Below are 18,460 nucleotides of genomic sequence, written 5' to 3'. Positions count from 1 at the left end.
CTCCTTGTATTGAAAGCTAAATGGCCACGTGCTGTTTAGCTTTTAGTCGTTTAGGCCCATTTTTTGTTTATCGCTATCCTATTTGTTAAGAAAACAGTATAATAAATCTGAGAAATATAAAAGGGTGTGCTAAAGGATGACTAAGAAAGAACAACTAGCAAATGTTGTAGCAGCGTTAGATGAACGAGAAACCGAATTAGTCCTTCGCTATATTTACCAACTACGAAATGAAGACCTAATCAACGAAGATGGTGAAGTTATTATTGATTCATTTTATAAGAATCTACTTGAAGATATCGATCCAAATGAAGCAGCTGTTGCATACACAAAAGAAGAAATATCAACTATAAGTTAGTTTTTACACATTCCTAAAGATTTATTCAAAGTTTCTTCATATTTCTCTATTAGTATATAAGTATCCCAATAACAACAACCCTTATAAACACTTTTTCATTTTTAACTCCTTGAACAGGCGTGCCAATAAATTAGGTGCGTCTGTTTTTTGTATTGTTCATTTATTAACATTACTATATAATTAAATGAAAGAACGATTAAAAGAAGCCTGCCTCAACTTGAATCACGCCTATGAAATAAAGAAAATTCACAGATATCATTGTTATCATCTTACCTTTAAAATTTTCATATATGCAAACGAGGTTACTCAATGAATAATTTAGGAAAATATTTCAAAAAATTTAGAGAATCTAGACATTTAACGCTTAAAAATATTGCCAATGAATCCCTATCGATGGCTCAATTATCTAGGTTTGAAAATGGAACTTCCGATTTAACAATATCTAAGTTTCTATATTCTTTAAATGAATTAAATATGTTGCTTGAAGAATTTATGTATGCTGTTAATAACTATAAAATGTCCCCTTTGAGTGAATTGTTACTAAAAATTAACGAGTACTCCATCACAAGGAATGATAAATCTTTAAAAAAAATTGCTGTATACACAACAGAATATAACTGATAAAAATAAAAAATTATCCAATATTCTCATCCAAATATGCTTGTATGATTTATCCGGTGAAAAACTTTACACTGAAGAAGATATCCGTTATTTATCCGACTATCTTCTTTCTATTGATGACTGGGGAATGTATGAACTCTTACTTTTTTCTAATTCTATGAAAGCAATGAATCACCAAACAAGAATGATTCTGCTAAAAGAGATGAACCGCCGAACAGATTTATATACAAACATTCCAAAATATCGCCGAATTATTGCTTCTATGAATGTGAATGCTTATATCTACTGTATTGAGTTTGAAGAATGGATAGACGCTCAATATTTTGAAAAGCAGTTGGAACTTGCCTACTTTCAAGAAGCAGAAATATACGAAAGACTTGTATTTAAATATGCAAAAAATTTTTACAAGTTTAAGAAATTTCAAGATCAAAAAGCCTTACTCGAAATGAAAAAATGTATTGAATTATTTCAATTTGTCGATAGCGAGAACTTAGCTGAAAATTTTATTGAGCATTTAAACAAACATTTATAACGTTTCTTATTCTTATAGATTTTCATATATGTAAAAAATTTTTACGGTAAACTTTTTCATGATACTATCAAAAAAAGGATAAGTCTTATCAATTAATAGCATAAAGTGTAAGCAATTTATCCGTGACATAAAAAATAATTAGGAGTTAAAAATGATTGAAATAAACAAGGTGGTGAAAAGCTTTCATCACAAAGAAGTATTGACTATTGAACAATTAACCATTCACAAAGGGGAAACTGTGGCAGTCATGGGGATGAATGGTGCCGGGAAGTCTACTTTAATCAAACTCATTTCTGGGTTATTTAATCAAGATCAGGGCACGATTTTCGTCGATGGTCTGGCAAATACCGACCGTCATATCCACCAAAAAGTCAAATTCGTCTTAGAAAGCGGACGTGGCTATTATGACTATTTGACTGCCCTGCAAAATATCCACTATTTTTTGAAACTAAACCAACTCTCTGTCAAACAAGTGCAACAAGAAATGTTAGACTATTTCGAATGGTTTGATTTCACTCCGTATCAAAACACCTTGGTCTCTGAGCTTTCTCAAGGGAACCGCCAAAAACTCTCCTTAATTATTGCGCTTTTATGCCAACCAGAAATTCTCTGCTTGGACGAACCAACGAATGGCTTAGATGTAGTCAGCAAGCGTAGATTAGGAGAAACGTTAGCCAAAATCCAGCAAAAGCGCGACCTGACCATCATTATGACGACCCATGATTTTACCTTCACCAAAGATTTTGCCAGTCGGATCTTAATTATGAACCAAGGCAAACTCACCAAGGATGGATCATTTACACAATTATTTGGTCGTGAGCAAGATTGGTTGAGTTATCATTTCACCTGTCCATTAGAAAGCAAATCAGCCTTGCAAGCAAAATTTCCTGAACTTCACTTTGAAGAAACGCAAGAAACGATCCAGTTTACTTGTAAAGAAGAAACGCAAAAAGATGAGATTTTACGCAACTTTAAAGTCTTGAGTTTTAAGGTTGAATTGCAGGATATGGATGACATTTTATACGAGGTGATTGCATGAGTTTAAGTGATTTAACGCGTGAATTTTTCCGCCAGTTGCAAGAAATGGGCCAATTTAAATTGAACTTGCTTTTTGCTAATCTCTCAATCGTGATTATGGTTTCGGGTTATTTAGATTATTTTACGGGCCACCAATCTGTTGAAGCACTCTTTTTCTTGCTATTTACTTGGTATTTTGCCACCCACAGTATCACGCATCCAACGTTTTTTGTAGAAGATGAAGTCTATGATCGCACTCTCATCAGCGTGATTCAAAGTCGCAAAAGCTTGGTTAGTGTCTTGTTGTTAAAGATTATTGTGCAGATGCTGATTGATTTGGTAAAGGCGATTCCACTATTCTTATTGATTGCCTTCGTTATGAAAGTACCGTTTAATCATGGCGTTGCAGGTAGCCTCCTGATTTTTCTACTTTGCTTTGTGGTTATCTTTGGTCTGTATGGAATGGGCTTAGGATTTGCCGGATTTAGCCTTTTATATAGTCGCACTTCAAGTGTTACAGGGTTAATTTCGTATTTTATGCTCTTTTTTACCGGGATTTTAACGCAGTCTACCAATCTCGTCCTTACTTATTTGTTTCCTTATCAGTATTTACGTAGCTTTATTCTACAACCCAATTTGGCTACAGCGAGCATTCTTAGTCTATACGCAATTATTTATTGGGTGATTGGCCTACTCGTCTTTTATGCCCTCTTTTCACACGCAAAAAAGAAGGGAGCGATTTTCAATGTATAATGAATTCCTGCGCTTTATCTATAATAAAAAACGCTATGGCTTTGACAGCTTCTCAGATGGACTGTATTTAGTCATCTTTTTATGCGGGACCTTACTGATTTTAAAAGGAAATCCTGAGGTGAATCTCTTTTTATATCTACTCTTCTTTGCCTTTACCAATATGATTGTTTTAGCCAATGAAGAATTAGAATATGAAATCCGCACCGATCAAATCAAGTATATCGAGCTTTCCAGTCAAGGCGTCTTTCAAGTTTATGCTAAGCGAGCAGTCATTTATTTTACCTACTCCGCGCTTTTATTTTTACTTTGTGCAGCCTTTATTTCACCAGTAAGTATTCCCGTACAATTAGGTAGTTTATGGATTGCACTATTTTGCGGCATTTTATTTTTCGCCTTGTATCAACTCGTGATTTGGCTGACCATTCGCTATCAAAGAATTTCCGTCGTGGTTGATTTCTTTTACACGATTCTCTTGTTTTACTCTGGGATGGTCTTTCCGCTCAAACATGGATTTAGTTTCGGCCAATTTCTCATACAAACCTTTTTATCTTAAAAACAAAAAACAAGCAGTCCAACAATCACGGACTGCTTGTTTTTTGATTTACTTCACGAGCTTAATAGACGGCCTTTTGCAAAGACCCGGATCACATCTTTGGTTTTAATCGGCGTTCAGCAGCTAGACATTGTGAAATTCGCCCTCCCACTTGAGAAAATCTCCTTTCATCCGATTTTCTCAATGGAAGGTAAGCACACGAATTTCTTCATGTCTTACCAAGCTGCTTCACGACCTTAATTTTACTTTTCTAGCTCACTTACTAGTGCTTCTAGTTCGTCTAGGCGTTGTGCGAAGACTTGCATGGCTTCTTTTAGATAATCTGCTTTAGTCATATCTACGCCGGCTTTTTTCATGACTTCGATTGGGTAGTCACTATTACCAGCTTTTAGATAGTTCAAGTAGTTTTCTAAGGCATTTTCTTCCTTGCTTAGAATCTTCTTCGCTAAGGCAGAGGCAGCACTAAAGCCAGTTGCATATTGATAAACATAATAATTGTAGTAGAAGTGAGGGATACGTGACCATTCATAGCTGATTTGTGGATCACTTGTTACTGCATCGCCATAGTAGCGTTTGTTCAAGTTGCCATAATAATCATTTAAGAATTCAGCAGTTAATGGGGTACCTTTTGCATCTTCCACATGAATAAAGTGTTCAAATTCTGCAAATTGGGTTTGACGGAAAACAGTTGCCTTAAAGCCATCTAGATAATGATTTAAGACAAAGGCACGCACTTTAGGATCTTTTTGTGTTTCTAATAAATATTCAGTTAAGATATTTTCATTCGTTGTAGACGCAATTTCAGCTAAGAAAATCGAGTAATCACCGTATACATATGGTTGATTTTTGCGTGTGAAGTAACTATGAACAGAGTGGCCCATTTCATGAACCAAAGTAAATAATTGGTCTAGGGTGTCATGCCAGTTTAACAAGATGTATGGATTGGTATCATAGCAACCTGATGAATAAGCCCCACTGCGTTTACCTTTATTTTCCACCACATCAATCCAGCGGTTTTCAAAAGCTTCTTTCACCACAGCTAAGTATTCCTCGCCCATTGGTTCTAATGCTTTGAAGGCTTCTTTGGTGGCTTCTTCATAAGTATATTTCAATGAACTTTCACCTAAAAGTGGTGTGTAGACATCGTACATGTGCATTTCATCTAAGTTTAATAAACGTTTGCGCAAAGCCATGTAGCGGTGTAACAATGGTAAGTTTTCATTAACCACGCTGACTAAAGTTTCGTACACACTTTCAGGAATATGATTGCCACTTAATGCTGCTTGACGGGCAGATTCAAAATGACGTACTTTTGCAGCATAGTTATGGCGTTTCACATTGGTACTTAAAGTGGATGCAAAGGTACGCGCAAATTGTTGGTACACTTTATATAAACCTTCAAAGGCATCTTTACGTACACGACGATCAGTGCTTTCTAATAATTGACCATATACGCCATGAGATAATTGGACTTTTTCGCCTTTTTCATCTTCAATCACCGGAAATTCTAGGTCAGCATTGTTTAAAACAGAGAAAGTATCTGCTGCAGCGCCAAAAATTTCACCGGCACCAGCTAATAATGCTTCTTGCTCAGCTGGTAAAATGTGTTCGCGATTGTCCACGATTTGTTGGATATAATGGCGATAAAGACTTAATTCTGGTAATTCATCGAAATAACCCCAAATTTTTGCATCCTCTAAAGACAATACTTCCGGTTCAAACCAGGCAATGGCTTCACTAGCTTTAGCAACTAAGGCATTGGCACGTGAATGCAAGGCTTGATCTGTCGCATTGGTAGTGTCTTGGTCATTGCGTAAATGAGAATAAACATAAAGCGTTTCTAATTGACGCATCACATCTAAGCAATATTCTAAAGCAGCTAAAAAGGCTTTGGCACCATTGGCTAGTGTTCCTTGATAGTTGCCTACTTCTGCCAAACGATCATTCAATGCGGCAAATGCTTCTTCAAAGGCTGCATCGTCTTTAAAAATGACAGATAAGTCCCAAGTTAATTCTTCTGGTACTTCAGAACGTAATGGTAATTGTTTTGTTTCTGACATACAAACACCTCGTATAATTAAATTTTAATCATCTCTAAGTATTATAACACATCTCTCTCATTTGAAAAAAGGTTTGCACTTAATTTTTCACATTCGATAAAGATTTCCTCTAATATTTCTGCTTGATTCAAAAACGGATAATCCCAAGTAAAAGAAAAGTTTTTTAATGCTTTCAGCCAAGACGGATAGTTGTCTGTCTGTAAATACAACATCCGTAAAATCAACAAATCATGCTCAAACAAGACGTGATAAGGACTTGATAAATAGCACCAACCAGGTAAAGCGAGAAGATTGTGCTGATGAAGATAACAAAATTCTTGTAAATCCATGATATGTTGCTGCCGATGAAACAACTGATCTTGCAAATAAAACTGATATTCTTTCACCGTCCACGAAAAAGGCTGTACAGGTGGTAACTGCAATTGAAACACTGACTTCAACTTTAAATCAGCCAAAGGAAGCTCTTTGCAATCATAAAAATACCCACGACGATAATGCCAACGAAGATTACTATAGTATAAAAGGACATTGCGCTTTTCATCCAATCCATAAAATTGAAAAGCCGTTTGTTTTCTACCACGACAAATCATCGCCTTCATCAAAGGATGTAATTGATGTTTTTTAGGCTGCAATTTGCGTCCCACTAGCCACCAGGGATGATAATTTTCAGAAAAATAGCCTTGATTACGCTCCTGAAAACGTGTAGTAGATAATGGTGAACACTGCATTTCTATGGCAATTTTTCCTACTAAAAGATCCGGTCGCTGCTTTAATTGTGGCAAATAAGCCTCCATCTGTACGGGCAAATTTTGCTGTAACAACCATTGATAAAGCTGATTTTTGGCGCGTAAATGCTCGGCCGTCTCTCCTTCACTAAAACTCTCACAAGCCTGGTGTTTGAAATGGGCAAAATGAGCAATTTTATGCTTGCCTCGTTTTAACTGAACTTGCTGCTTACAAGCGGGACAAAAATAATGTTGACTGCGCTTTGCTTGATGCGCATAAGTCATGATTTGCTGTTCATTCATCGCCAAAAGCATCGACATCACCTCTACTTAATAAATACGCAAAAAAAAGAGAAAACCTTGTCGTCAAACAAAATTTTCTCTTTTTAATTATGGTAAGGTCCGCACAAGATAAACTTCTTCACAGAAACCTTTGAGGGCATTGTAGATTCTTTGGGCACGCGAATATTTCTGACATAAAGCAAAGACAGTCGGACCACTGCCACTCATCATCGCCACATCGGCACCAAATTTCAACATTTTATCTTTCATTTTTTGCACAACAGGATATTTTTGAATCGTCACACTTTCCAAATTATTGCCCATATTTGCAATCATCGCCTGATAATCTTGGGCTTCAATCGCGGCAATCAAATCATCAATCGGCACATGCTCAAGCTGGGTCGCATCCACGATTTGAAAGATTTTGCGGGTCGATACACTGATTCTAGGCTTGACCAAAACCACCCAACACTGCGGCATCGAGACAATGGGTTCCACAATTTCGCCTTTACCACTGATTTTTGCGGTCGTCCCATGCAAACAAAACGGCACATCGGTACCCACTTGCATGCCGATTTCGATTAACTCATCCATGGATAATCCTAAGTCCCACAAACGATTCAATCCACGTAAGGCTGCGGCACAATCACTACTACCACCGCCCAAACCAGCTGCTACCGGAATGCGTTTTTCAATCGTGATTTTGACCCCTTTTTGAATCTGATAACGTTTCTTTAAAATTTCTGCGGCTTGATAGACATTATTGCGCTTATCGACCGGCAAAAAGGCTTTATTACTTGTGACAATAATCTCATCAGTTGGCAAGGACTCAATCTTCAAATGGTCAGCCAAATCCACGCTAGCCATTACCATCTTAAGCTCATGATAGTCATCTGCTCTTTTGTATAATACGTCCAGTCCAAGATTAATCTTCGCTGGGGCTTTTTCGTAAATTTCCATCGGCCTCACCTATCTCTTTAGACTCTTTGTTGTCCATTTTAACATAGAGGACGCCTGCTTGCCTAGTCGCGCGTGTTGTGAGGTGTATCATAGAACAATGCTTGCTCCAATTCATCTAGCGTATAATAGTTACCTTTCTTCATTTCCAAATAATTGGCATCGATTGTTTCTTGCAGATATTTTAATGCCGCTTCTTTTTCAAAATTTAAAATCTCTATTTTTTTATCCATCATCCCTCATTTCTATCGCCATTTTACCACAGTTTATCCTTTTTCACGCTTCCAAACACACGACTTCATCAAAGCAGCCTGTACGTTCAGGTGTTAGATGATGGGTAATGGTTAGATAGGTTAAATCCGATTGTTGCAAGAACAGTTGCTCAATTTTCTGGGCATTTTGCTGATCTAAATTGGCTAAAGCTTCATCTAAAATCAAAATCTCACGCGGATGCAACAAGGCACGAATGAGACCAATGCGCTGTTTTTGCCCAGTTGAAAGTGAATGTTCATTGATTGATTCAGCTAACTTATTTTGAAAATCGGTTAAATTCATTTGTTCTAACAGGTAAATCAACTGCTCATCTGTTATTTTTTTTCATCCCACAAAGTTAAATTGTTTCGCAAAGTATCCTGAAAAATATGCGTCTGATTGCCCACAAAGTTGATTCTTTTTAGCAGACTATTTTCATCTAACGTCTGTAAATCCGTCTCGTTATAAAAGATTTTGCCGTGATAATCGCGTAAATTCCCTAATAGTAATGCAAGTAAAGTTGATTTGCCACTGCCAGACTGCCCAACAATGGCATATTTCTTCCCACGTTCCAAGTTTAAAGATAAATTGGTAAATACAGCATGGTTGCCAAACTGATAACCCACTTTTTCCAATTGAATTTGCTTGAAGTTTCCGGTAAATTCACGACGTTGTACCTGGCTTTCTGAATGAAACTTTTGAAATATCGGCCGTACTGATGCCATCGAGACACGCAACTGATTAAAAGTCGTTAGTGAATTAAAAATATTTCCCGCAATTTGTCCCACCGAAGAAATCGCCCCAATCGAAATTTGGCCTAACGCAATGAGCAAACCCGTCAGCAATAACACGCCAACTTGACCGATAATTGAAAAGAGTGCCATCACAACTTCAATTGCGGTACTTTTTTTGGTAAATTTCATCTTTTCAGCCATGAAGTGACGCATGATTTTCAAAAACTGTTGACTAATTACTTGCTTTTGACTAGCATAATATAACGTCGAATACCCCGCTAATTGATCGGTCATTGCCGCCACAAAGCCTTCATTCGCTATAGAAAAATCGCCCATCACACGCTCCATCCTCTTAGCAAACGGTTGTGGTAAATAAGTCAGCGCTAACGTTAACCCAATTGTCAAAACAACAATCCGATAATCAAAATTTAATAACGCTACAATTGAAAAAAGCGTGGTAAAAACCGTTGATAGCAAACTGTAAAAACTTGCAAATCCTGATTGTTCAATAATTTGAATATCATTGTTTAAAATCGACAAGTGCTCTCCTTGATCCTTTTGCTTAAAACTTTGAAAAGGTGCCTGCTGCATTTTTTGCAAATAATCATTGCGAATCAAGATACTCATCTTCTGTATTAACCATGTCTGAAAAACGGTACACACATAAATCAGCAACAAATAGCCTAAGTATGTCGCCAAATTACACCCTATCCAGAAGAGAAAGCCATAAAAATCTTTTTTCACCAATGCATCGGTCATCACAGACAGCATGACTGATGCCAATACGAGATTAGCTGACTGCAATGCCAAAAGTAGCATCAATACTAGATTTTCAAATTTATAGGCGAATAGATATTTTTTCATAATCCTTGACCTCCACTAAAATAAACCTATAGAAGTTAATCTTCCATAGGCTTAGTGTAAGGTATGTTTAACAGATTGTTTAAAAATTGTCATATAGTGGAATTGATTAATTCCTCATAAACACGCTCATGAGCTAATCTTAAATTTTCAGCTTCTAATGTTTTGAGGGTAGCTAAAACTGCCATCATTTTTTGCTTTCCTTGTTCTTTTTTACCCGACTTAAATAAGTAGATTCCCAAAACAAATTGATATTCCATGCGATCATAAAGTGCTGTTTCCGGAATCCTCAGTTGTTGTAGAAGTTCTAAGTAATTCTTTGCTAAATCCAATAAATCTCTTTCTAAAAAAATGGCCACAATATTGATTAACAGCTCTATTCTGGCCTTTTGATTTGCTTCATTACTTCCAAAAAGCGTGGTCTTAAAGAGAATTTCACGCGCTAAAGCCTCGATCACTTTATCATTTAACGCAGTCAAACTATTGCCAAAAATAATTAATTCACGCTTGCCCCACTGTTCAATTGAAAAGAGGTAATCAGAAATTGCCATCATTTTTTCATTTGCTATAGGTTGATTGGTGAGATTGACCAAAAAGGACTCAATCATAATTGCATTGTATAGAAAAGTTTTTTGTTTGCTTTCCTCATATTTTTTCATTTCGGCTTGATAAAATTTCTCTAGCGCAAAAGAATTTCCTTGATAAAACGCTGAGCTGACCTTATCTAATAGTTTCTCAGTAGCAGTAGCTCGTTCATTAGCTAAAATACCATAGAATTCCTCAATGCTCACATCCAACCTTTCAAGCAAGAGTAAGAAGCGCGACAAGGAGATTTCTGATTCGCCCCGTTCAAATTTAGAAAGAAAAGAAACCGATAAAAAATCCCCCGCCACATCTTTTAACGTTAATTTTTTGGATAATCTAAACTTTTTAAACAATACCCCCATCTCAGTTGTGTCAAACATATGCAACCCTCTCTTCCAATTATTCTTAGCTAGAGTATAGCATGGAATAATCCAGTTTACGTTTGAATTCCACTATATGACATTTTTTATTTACGGATATTTATTTGTCCCAGATATGCAAAAAACTGGCAGCTGAAAATCAACTACCAGTCAAATGCTAAAATCGTACTTTGAATTGTTTTGTTTGAAATATACGTCCAACATAGATTTCTTTTTTTACCTCACTTATACGATAAAACAATGCATAACTCTTGCCGATAACAATCCGATAAGTAGGTTGGTTAAAATGATAAATATCTGAAACTTCTTCATACATTTGTGGAAAAACAGCAGCTAAGTTTAATGAGCGCTGTATCGAAGTTACAAACTGCTGAATTTTTTCCTGAGAAATTCCTAATTCATTTTCCCATTGAAAGATAATCTGCTCTAAGCTTATTGAAAATCCTTCTGAATAAACTATTTGAAATTCTCCCATCTATTGCCACCCATATTTACCAAATTTCATCTTGAGTGACTCTTCTGAAACTACTAATCCTTTTTTAAAATCTGCAAAACTTTCTTCAATCAGTTCACGATCATGCTCGAGTGCTGCTAAACTCGTATCAATGATTAATAAATGATTCTCTCGACGATAACTTAAAATATCTCCCGGATGTAAACCAAATTCTTTCGGCAAAATGACCCCTACACTATTACCAATCTTTCTAACTTTCATCTCTTCCATCCAATTCACTCCAATCATATAAAATCTGATACTAAAATTATAACTTGTTATAACATTAATATCAAATAAAAACCTAAGATACTTTTCCTATAATGGGACGATTATAAGTATCTATCCCAGATATGCAAAAACTGGCAGTTGAAACTCAACTACCAGTCAAATTTTCTTTTTATTCTGAAACTACCGCCGCATGCTTTTCAGCTAATTTCTTTGCAGCTGCTTCTTTATTATAATGTTCATGAAAGGCTAGAAAATAACGTTCTTCCACATAATCAACCAACCGATACAAATTCGGAAGTGAGATTAACGTTCTCTTTTCATCCCATTCTGTCAAGTCATAGCTTCCAAAACCTAACACCTTTCGCAATTCAGCAACCGGAATATCCAAAAGTTCCATAATCACAGTCACTTCACGAAACATTCTTTTTCTTCTAAGCGTTCCATTAATCATCCACGGAAAAAGAAGAATTGGCCATAAAAAAGAAGTTGAGATGCCCAAATATTTTAATAGCATTAGGCAAAGAAGAAAAATCAGCATAAAAATAACATCGATTAATCCATCTATTTTCTGTTGTCTTGTCCAACGCGCACTTTTTTTCATTGCTTATTCCTCATTTCTTATTTTTTTCATCCGATAGCGAATAAGAAGATACATACTGCCACCAAAGAAAACCACCTCAAATACAAATAGGACCAAACTCTTTAGTGAAAACACCTCAGTGACAAAACCTTGATTGGATTGCAAGCCATTAAAAATTGTCATCAGCACGCCAAAACAAATACCAGATAAAGCATATCTGACAGCATATTTCCTTTGCATTGGTATGCGTTGCTCTTCTGTGACTTCGATTTGTGCCAACTCTAGCTTATGGATTTGATAAAGCACGTAGCCACCAACTCCTCCTGCCGTCACTAAGGCATTAATCACACAAAGACCAAATAATAACGTTTCGGCACCAACTCTGCCCATTAATATGACTGCGAAAACGTTTGACAGCAGGATATAATAGAACAAAAAGATAAAAGCGTTATTTCCGATACGTCTGATTTCCTGCAACCGATATTCGTCCAGTACTCCCGAAATGCCGTAAAATCGTTTAATCATTTTTTCCATCCATGTTTCTTTATGTTTCATCTACTTCACCTTCTTAAAAATTGCCTTCATGATTGTTTTCCATACTTTAGCTAAAGCCTATTAACGGAATCCATTTACCATGAATCGTCTATCTTTATTTGAAAGAATCCTTACTTATTCTTATTCAACAATCCCCGCTAGACCATTTTCCGCCGCTTGCCTCTCCGCTAATTTTTGTTCAGCGACCTCTTTTTGATATCGTTCATGAAATGCAAGAAAATAGCGATCTTCCATATACTCTTCCAATCTAAACAAGTTTTTACGTGAAATAGGGGTATTTTTATAATCCCAATTCATCAAATCAAACCGAGTCCCTTGAATAACCATTCTCATCTCTGTCAGTGGAATATCTAGCAGCTCTTTAATCATCGTGATTTTATTAAAAATAGCCTTTTTGCGATAAATCAAATAAGCATAATCCAACAATCCCAAAATGGCTAAGTAAAAAGTCCAAAAAATGAGGTAAATGGACATTTTCAAAGCAATAAAAATAACGCCAAACAGGGTAAAAAACAAAAATATATTCGTACAAATTAAGACTTCTTTTTGTTGATTTAACGTTAAACTATTCCACTTCTTCATCTACTTCGCCTTCCCAAAACAATGCATTTAAGTCCGTCTGTAATGTTTTTGCTAGACGTATACACAAATCAAGCGACGGATTATATTTATCATTTTCGATTAAATTGATCGTCTGTCTAGCTACACCGACTTGCTCAGCCAATTTTGCTTGAGAGAAGCCGGCTGTTTGACGATATTGTTTGACGCGATTCATCCTAATCCCCTCTATTGTCATTTATATGTGACATTTATAGTATAACGTGTTTCTTAATGAGTGTCAAATATATGTGACAAAAATGATTTTTGGTATTCTTTTGCCAAGCTTATCTATTACCATTGCTAATCTGTAAAAAATTAGGCTAATCTGCGAATATTCTGTAAAAATTCTGATACATATTCATTTCTGAAAAACGCTTTTTGAATGATTCTGCGTAATCAATATATGAGCACAAAAAATTGAACATTTGCGTAATTTTGCGTATGATGAATGAAGGGAAGTATAGTGACAAAAAAGTGAGAGAACTTGTGAAAATACTGAAGAGGACCGGATTTTTTAAAATTGATTAAAATGGCAGTCATATAAAGTTCTACAATCCTTTTACAAATAGAACGGTAATCGAAAAGACATTTCCAATTTGTACAGTAAAAAGTATTTGGAAATAAGCTGGCATTAAGCAATAATCGCATTTTTTATGAGGAGTGATTTTTTATGGAAAAAGCCCAATCATTGTTTATCCTGCAATTTTTAGTCCTGAAAACAACACATATAATGTAACTTTCCCTGATGTAGCAGAAGCGATTACTTTTGGTGAAGACATCCCAGAAGATGTAATCATGGCACAATCAGCATTAGGTTTAGCCTTATATGAACGAACGCAAATACCCCCAGCCAGTTCACCAAAAGACATTCACCTTAAAAGTGATGAGGATTTTGTCGTAATGATCTCGCTTGATTTAAATGAATATCGTCGGAAAAATCATGCAAAAATCGTACGTAAAAATACCTCTATTCCTGAATGGTTAAATATTCTTGCTGAAAAAGAGAATATTAATTTTTCGCAAACCTTAACCGATGCCTTAAAGCAAAAGTTAGGTGTCTAAACGTATTCAAAACATAAACACACGGAATGATTTGCCAACCAATTTCCGTGTATTTTTCTTTTTAACTCAATTTTTTTACTTTTAACTTTCCCAAGGTTAAAAAGCAAATTTTTGAGTTAAAAGTTGATTTATCGGGGTTTATAATCAAAAAAACGTTTCTATGCTAAGAAAATATCTCTCAACATAGAAACGATTTTAGCTACCTCATAGCGAAAGGAAGGAAGCTATAAGGTATTTTGCCAAAAACAGGCTCTTAACTATTTTTGGCAAAGGTTATTTGATTAGTTTTCACTAGAATCAACTTGTTTAATTTCATCTGGAATTGCAGATAATTTGGTTAATGTATAACAAACTACTACGGTTATTACTGATATGATAAAGTAAACTAGAATTTGATAACCTTGATAGATATACATCAAATATGAAGGTAATACCGCTAGTCCATATGAATTAGAACAAATATGGAAGATTGAAAGTAATGCTGCACCTAAGCCGGATGAGAAAAGCATAACATATAGCGGTTTCAAATTATAACGTAAATGCAACCCGAATAAGACTGGTTCACTCACTCCAAACAACTGTGACATAAACGCTCCCATTACCGTTTGACGGACACGATGCTGCTTGGTAGAAGTGTAAAAAGCCAAACATGATCCTAAATTCGCAAAGCCATACATCGCACACAATGTGATTAATTGGTTAAATCCAGTATTTGCCAATAACGAGGTTTCAATCACAACATACATATGATGAAGCCCTGTGATAACTGCCAATGGATAAGTCGCTCCAACAAAGAAACCACCAATCCCAAAAGGTAAGTTCATTAAACCTTTTGTTAAAGCGATTAGCCCTGTTTCTAACCAGTGAACAATAGGCGCAAAACCTAGCAAAGCAACTATAATCATAACTAATACGGTCACAAAAGGTGTCAAAATCAAATCTAAAGAATTAGGCATGACTTTGCGTAATTTACGTTCTAACTTTGCACCTAAGAATCCAGTCAAAATAGCTGTAACAACCGAACCTTGTGCCCCCATCACTGGTAAGACCCCCGCTACCATAATTGGTTTTACATCACCAGAAGCTACTGAATAGGCATTAGGCAAAATAGGTGAAACAAGCATTAAACCTAAAACTAGCCCAATCATCGGCGTGCCACCAAACACTCTAAAAGCAGACATCGTGATTAAAGCTGGTAAAAAGGCAAAAGCAGTATCTGTCAGTACACTCACTAACTGATTTAAATAATCCGGGAAAATAGCCGTCGATAAACCAAATAGTCCCAAAATATTATCATTAAAAATAACCCCTTTTATCCCTAAGAAAAGACCGGTTGCTGCGATAACGGGAACAATTGGTACAAAGATATCACCCAGTGTACGCATCAAAGCTTTCATCCCTTTTTCTTGTGATTTCACATAACTATCTTGAGTTGCCTTATCCACTGATTTGATGCCTAATTTTTCAACTTCTTCAAAAACTTTATTAACAATTCCGGTTCCTAAAATGATTTGATATTGTCCACTATTAAAAAAGGTTCCCTTCACTTCATCTACATTTTCTATCGCTTTGGTATCAATTTTTTCGTGATCTTTTACTACTAAGCGTAACCGTGTCGCACAATGAGTCGCTGATAAGATATTCTCTTTACCCACAATTTTGATGATTTCTTCAGCAATATGTTGATATTTATTTTCTACCATTTTAAATTTCCTCCTGTAATACTAAAGCTGCAAAAGGTGATAATTTCAATTCTTTTCCGATTAATTCAAAACCGACGTCGTTATTAAGAATCAATTCTTTAATCGGCTTATCTAATTGAATAATTTGTTCTTTATTTGTTAAATTACTTACAATTAAAAAAGACTTTTCTTCTGTGTAACGTCGATATAGCAATACTCCTTCATTCATGCGCGGTAAAAAGTCAATTTTTCCAAATGTTAGTGTCGCATATTCAGGCATTTTTTTCACAGCAATTATTTTTTTGTAAAAATACCATAAACTTGTCTCATCCTTCATCTGCGCTTCCACATTACGAATAGCTGATTGTTCTGTAATCGCTAACCACGGACGAACAGATGAAAAACCAACATAAGTTTCATCCGTCCACTGCATCGGTGTTCGCGCATTATCACGGCTACGATAATTAATAACCGCTAATGATTCCGCCGGTGTTAACCCTTCCTGGATACCTCGATGATACTGATCAATGGAAGAAATATCGTCAAATTCTTGTAGATGATGACGTTGAAAATTAATCATCCCAATCTCTTGACCTTGATAAATAAACGATGTTCCATATAAGTAAAAATACATTAACGCCAAAGCTTTTTGAGCAGCAGGGTTGGTTGCGTGCTCTTTTAGATACTTACTTGTTGCCCGATTTTGATCATGATTTTCAATAAACGGTGCTCCCCAACCTACTTTTTGAATCGCTAATTGTGAATTCTCAATTTTTTGGTATAAATCTTTTAATTGCCACTGAACTGGCTTAAACCATTCACTGCCACTCTTCACATCTAAATCAGCTGCCTTAAAGTCAAAAATCATGGAGAAAAAGCCGTCTTTTCCGATAAATTGATCCAATTCATCATAGTTGACTCCCGGCGCTTCAGCTACTGTTACTGCTTTGAATGGTTGAAAGCATTTCTCTTGTAACTCTTTTAAGAAGACCTCGATACCTGGCTGATTACGACTGACCTTTGTACATTTCGCTAATCCATCTACACCATCAGGCTCAATACTTTTGAAGGATAAATCTTTCTTGATAAATGTGATGGCGTCCACGCGAAAACCTGCGATGCCCATTTGCAACCATTGGATAATCATTTGATGAATTTCTGATCGTAATTGCGGATTTTCCCAATTTAAATCAGGTTGCTTTTTATGGAAAGTATGGTAGTAAAACATATCTTCGTTAGGTAATTTTTCCCAAACGCTCCCTCCAAAAATTGAACGCCAATTATTTGGACGTTTTTTCCCCGCTTTAAAGATATAGTAATCACGATATTTACTCTGTGGATTTGCTAAAGCTTGTTGAAACCAAGGATGTTCGTCTGAGGTATGATTGACTACTAAATCAAGCAATATTTTAATTTGTCTTTTTTTAGCTTCTAAAACTAACTCCTTAAAATCCTCCATTGTCCCAAATTCACTAGCAATCCCAAAATAATTCGAAATATCATAACCATTATCTGCCATCGGTGACTCAAATATTGGGCTAATCCAAATTGTAGTAATCCCCAATTCATGTAAATAATCTAGTCGTTGAATAATTCCTTGAATATCCCCAATACCATCTTGATTACTATCTTGAAAACTCCGAGGATAAATCTGATAAATGATTTCTGACTGCCACCATTCTTTCAAATCATTTCGCTCCTTTTAACTACTTCATATATTTCTAAGATTTTCTTTTCCGATATCGTTTTCATCTTATGAACACATTATAATTTGGAAGTTTAACGTTTTCAAAGGATTGAAGGATTTTTCTAAAAACGTTACCAAAAGTAGACGATTTTACGCAAAATGAAAAAATGACACAAAAAAGAACCCTAACAAATTAGGATTCTCCAATTAAGCTAAATGCAATTTTAAATAAAGAATTTCGCAAGCTAAAATATAGGGGGTAATCATCTTAAATTCTTTCCGATACACATTAGGGATAAAAAGCAATTCGTCGAAAACCACATTTACTTTTTGAGCCGGAGCCAGCAAAATTTTATAAATATCTTTATGATTAGTATACAGTGCAAGAGGAAATTGACCATCATCACTCAACTTGATAATCCAAAGAAGCTCATCGGTCAACTGTTTTAGACTTGAAGTAAGGGCGAGTTCATTGGGCAATAAATATATTTGAAAATTACTTTGCTGAAAAATACGCTGAATTTCCTTGGCTACTCTAAGTTCTACTTCTCCATCGGCGTAAATATATATCTTTTTACTACTATTCATCCGAAAAAAGAGTTCTTGCGTGTCATATTCGTAAATATAATCAACGACTTGATGGTAATTCAGCGAAATATCTGCTTGCGTTAAGATGGCTTGTGATTCATTTTTTATGATTGCCTTTAACTCTGAAAAGCCTGATATTTCCAATTTGGAGCAAAAGCGAAAGAGCGTAGTTGTCGAAATGTGCAAATCTTGAGCAATCCGTTCCATTGTCCATTCAGGAAGTTCCTTTTGATTTTTATCCAGATAGTCATAAATCATCCAATCGGTACTTGTCAGTTTTGCTTTATGTTTTTGAATTCTATCTTGTATTCGCAT

Annotated in this window: 23 protein-coding genes; 7 read left to right on the top strand and 16 right to left on the bottom strand. The window is 35.7% G+C overall.

Annotation, left to right across the window (positions count from 1 at the left end):
* Positions 1-136 precede the first annotated feature (136 nt).
* The 6 genes from I567_RS02515 (at position 137) to I567_RS02490 (ending at position 3,831) form a co-directional block, all read left to right on the top strand.
* Positions 137-355, top strand: a complete 219-nt coding sequence (locus tag I567_RS02515; RefSeq protein ID WP_016250668.1) for a hypothetical protein — start codon at positions 137-139, stop codon at positions 353-355.
* A 309-nt stretch (positions 356-664) separates the two neighbouring features.
* Positions 665-976 carry a helix-turn-helix domain-containing protein gene (locus I567_RS12895; RefSeq protein WP_016250667.1) on the top strand — a complete coding sequence of 104 codons (312 nt, stop codon included), beginning with the start codon at positions 665-667 and terminating at the stop codon, positions 974-976.
* The gene (locus I567_RS12335; RefSeq protein WP_016250666.1) at positions 948-1,508 is read left to right on the top strand and encodes an Rgg family transcriptional regulator; all 561 of its coding nucleotides are present in this window, start codon (positions 948-950) and stop codon (positions 1,506-1,508) included. Before I567_RS12895 ends, I567_RS12335 begins: the two co-directional genes overlap by 29 nt.
* A 151-nt stretch (positions 1,509-1,659) precedes the next feature.
* Positions 1,660-2,547 (top strand): ABC transporter ATP-binding protein, encoded by an 888-nt coding sequence (locus tag I567_RS02500; RefSeq protein WP_016250665.1) that lies wholly within the window; start codon positions 1,660-1,662, stop codon positions 2,545-2,547.
* Entirely contained in the window at positions 2,544-3,278 is a 735-nt protein-coding gene (locus I567_RS02495) for an ABC transporter permease (protein ID WP_016250664.1), read from the top strand. The genes I567_RS02500 and I567_RS02495 overlap by 4 nt, the downstream gene beginning before the upstream one ends.
* Positions 3,271-3,831 (top strand): hypothetical protein, encoded by a 561-nt coding sequence (locus I567_RS02490; RefSeq protein ID WP_016250663.1) that lies wholly within the window; start codon positions 3,271-3,273, stop codon positions 3,829-3,831. Before I567_RS02495 ends, I567_RS02490 begins: the two co-directional genes overlap by 8 nt.
* Positions 3,832-4,073: 242 nt before the next feature.
* Here I567_RS02490 and pepF read toward each other — a convergent pair whose 3' ends face one another.
* The 13 genes from pepF to I567_RS02435 form a co-directional block, all read right to left on the bottom strand.
* Positions 4,074-5,891 carry an oligoendopeptidase F gene (pepF, locus tag I567_RS02485; RefSeq protein ID WP_016250662.1) on the bottom strand — a complete coding sequence of 606 codons (1,818 nt, stop codon included), beginning with the start codon at positions 5,889-5,891 and terminating at the stop codon, positions 4,074-4,076.
* 41 nt (positions 5,892-5,932) lie between these two features.
* The gene (locus tag I567_RS02480) at positions 5,933-6,931 is read right to left on the bottom strand and encodes a competence protein CoiA (protein ID WP_016250661.1); all 999 of its coding nucleotides are present in this window, start codon (positions 6,929-6,931) and stop codon (positions 5,933-5,935) included.
* A gap of 75 nt (positions 6,932-7,006) precedes the next feature.
* On the bottom strand, positions 7,007-7,858 hold the full coding sequence (gene ispE / locus I567_RS02475) for a 4-(cytidine 5'-diphospho)-2-C-methyl-D-erythritol kinase (protein ID WP_016250660.1): 852 nt from the start codon (positions 7,856-7,858) through the stop codon (positions 7,007-7,009).
* A 62-nt stretch (positions 7,859-7,920) separates the two neighbouring features.
* Positions 7,921-8,091 (bottom strand): hypothetical protein, encoded by a 171-nt coding sequence (locus I567_RS12610; protein ID WP_154656935.1) that lies wholly within the window; start codon positions 8,089-8,091, stop codon positions 7,921-7,923.
* Between the two features lie 40 nt (positions 8,092-8,131).
* On the bottom strand, positions 8,132-8,431 hold the full coding sequence (locus I567_RS13020; protein ID WP_080637640.1) for an ATP-binding cassette domain-containing protein: 300 nt from the start codon (positions 8,429-8,431) through the stop codon (positions 8,132-8,134).
* Positions 8,432-8,442: 11 nt separating this feature from the next.
* On the bottom strand, positions 8,443-9,705 hold the full coding sequence (locus I567_RS02470) for an ATP-binding cassette domain-containing protein (RefSeq protein ID WP_016250657.1): 1,263 nt from the start codon (positions 9,703-9,705) through the stop codon (positions 8,443-8,445).
* Between the two features lie 89 nt (positions 9,706-9,794).
* Positions 9,795-10,667: a helix-turn-helix domain-containing protein gene (locus I567_RS02465; RefSeq protein WP_016250656.1), complete on the bottom strand. Its 873-nt coding sequence runs from the start codon at positions 10,665-10,667 to the stop codon at positions 9,795-9,797.
* A gap of 157 nt (positions 10,668-10,824) precedes the next feature.
* Positions 10,825-11,142, bottom strand: coding sequence for a type II toxin-antitoxin system RelE/ParE family toxin (locus I567_RS02460; protein WP_016250655.1), 318 nt, complete (start codon positions 11,140-11,142; stop codon positions 10,825-10,827).
* Entirely contained in the window at positions 11,143-11,391 is a 249-nt protein-coding gene (locus I567_RS02455; protein WP_016250654.1) for an AbrB/MazE/SpoVT family DNA-binding domain-containing protein, read from the bottom strand. It abuts the gene before it with no gap.
* Between the two features lie 169 nt (positions 11,392-11,560).
* Positions 11,561-11,992, bottom strand: coding sequence for a hypothetical protein (locus tag I567_RS02450; protein ID WP_016250653.1), 432 nt, complete (start codon positions 11,990-11,992; stop codon positions 11,561-11,563).
* A 3-nt stretch (positions 11,993-11,995) separates the two neighbouring features.
* Positions 11,996-12,526, bottom strand: a complete 531-nt coding sequence (locus I567_RS02445) for a DUF6773 family protein (protein ID WP_016250652.1) — start codon at positions 12,524-12,526, stop codon at positions 11,996-11,998.
* Between the two features lie 120 nt (positions 12,527-12,646).
* On the bottom strand, positions 12,647-13,108 hold the full coding sequence (locus I567_RS02440; protein ID WP_016250651.1) for a hypothetical protein: 462 nt from the start codon (positions 13,106-13,108) through the stop codon (positions 12,647-12,649).
* The gene (locus tag I567_RS02435) at positions 13,092-13,301 is read right to left on the bottom strand and encodes a helix-turn-helix transcriptional regulator (RefSeq protein WP_016250650.1); all 210 of its coding nucleotides are present in this window, start codon (positions 13,299-13,301) and stop codon (positions 13,092-13,094) included. The genes I567_RS02440 and I567_RS02435 overlap by 17 nt, the downstream gene beginning before the upstream one ends.
* 485 nt (positions 13,302-13,786) lie before the next feature.
* Here I567_RS02435 and I567_RS02430 point away from each other — a divergent pair, with 485 nt between their 5' ends.
* Entirely contained in the window at positions 13,787-14,188 is a 402-nt protein-coding gene (locus tag I567_RS02430) for a type II toxin-antitoxin system HicB family antitoxin (protein WP_016250649.1), read from the top strand.
* 281 nt (positions 14,189-14,469) lie between these two features.
* On the opposite strand, the gene I567_RS02425 is transcribed toward I567_RS02430, so the two are convergent.
* The 3 genes from I567_RS02425 to I567_RS02415 all read right to left on the bottom strand — a co-directional run bounded on the left by I567_RS02425 (position 14,470) and on the right by I567_RS02415 (position 18,460).
* Entirely contained in the window at positions 14,470-15,891 is a 1,422-nt protein-coding gene (locus tag I567_RS02425) for a PTS transporter subunit EIIC (protein ID WP_016250648.1), read from the bottom strand.
* A 1-nt stretch (position 15,892) separates the two neighbouring features.
* On the bottom strand, positions 15,893-17,557 hold the full coding sequence (locus I567_RS02420) for an alpha-glucosidase (protein WP_016250647.1): 1,665 nt from the start codon (positions 17,555-17,557) through the stop codon (positions 15,893-15,895).
* 207 nt (positions 17,558-17,764) lie between these two features.
* On the bottom strand, positions 17,765-18,460 hold the full coding sequence (locus I567_RS02415; protein WP_016250646.1) for a MurR/RpiR family transcriptional regulator: 696 nt from the start codon (positions 18,458-18,460) through the stop codon (positions 17,765-17,767).

Source organism: Enterococcus cecorum DSM 20682 = ATCC 43198 (genome assembly GCF_000407565.1).
In the GTDB taxonomy this organism is placed as follows: Bacteria; Bacillota; Bacilli; order Lactobacillales; family Enterococcaceae; genus Enterococcus_E; species Enterococcus_E cecorum.
Note: the sequence above shows the minus strand (reverse complement) of the source record. Positions and strands in the feature narration are given on the sequence as shown.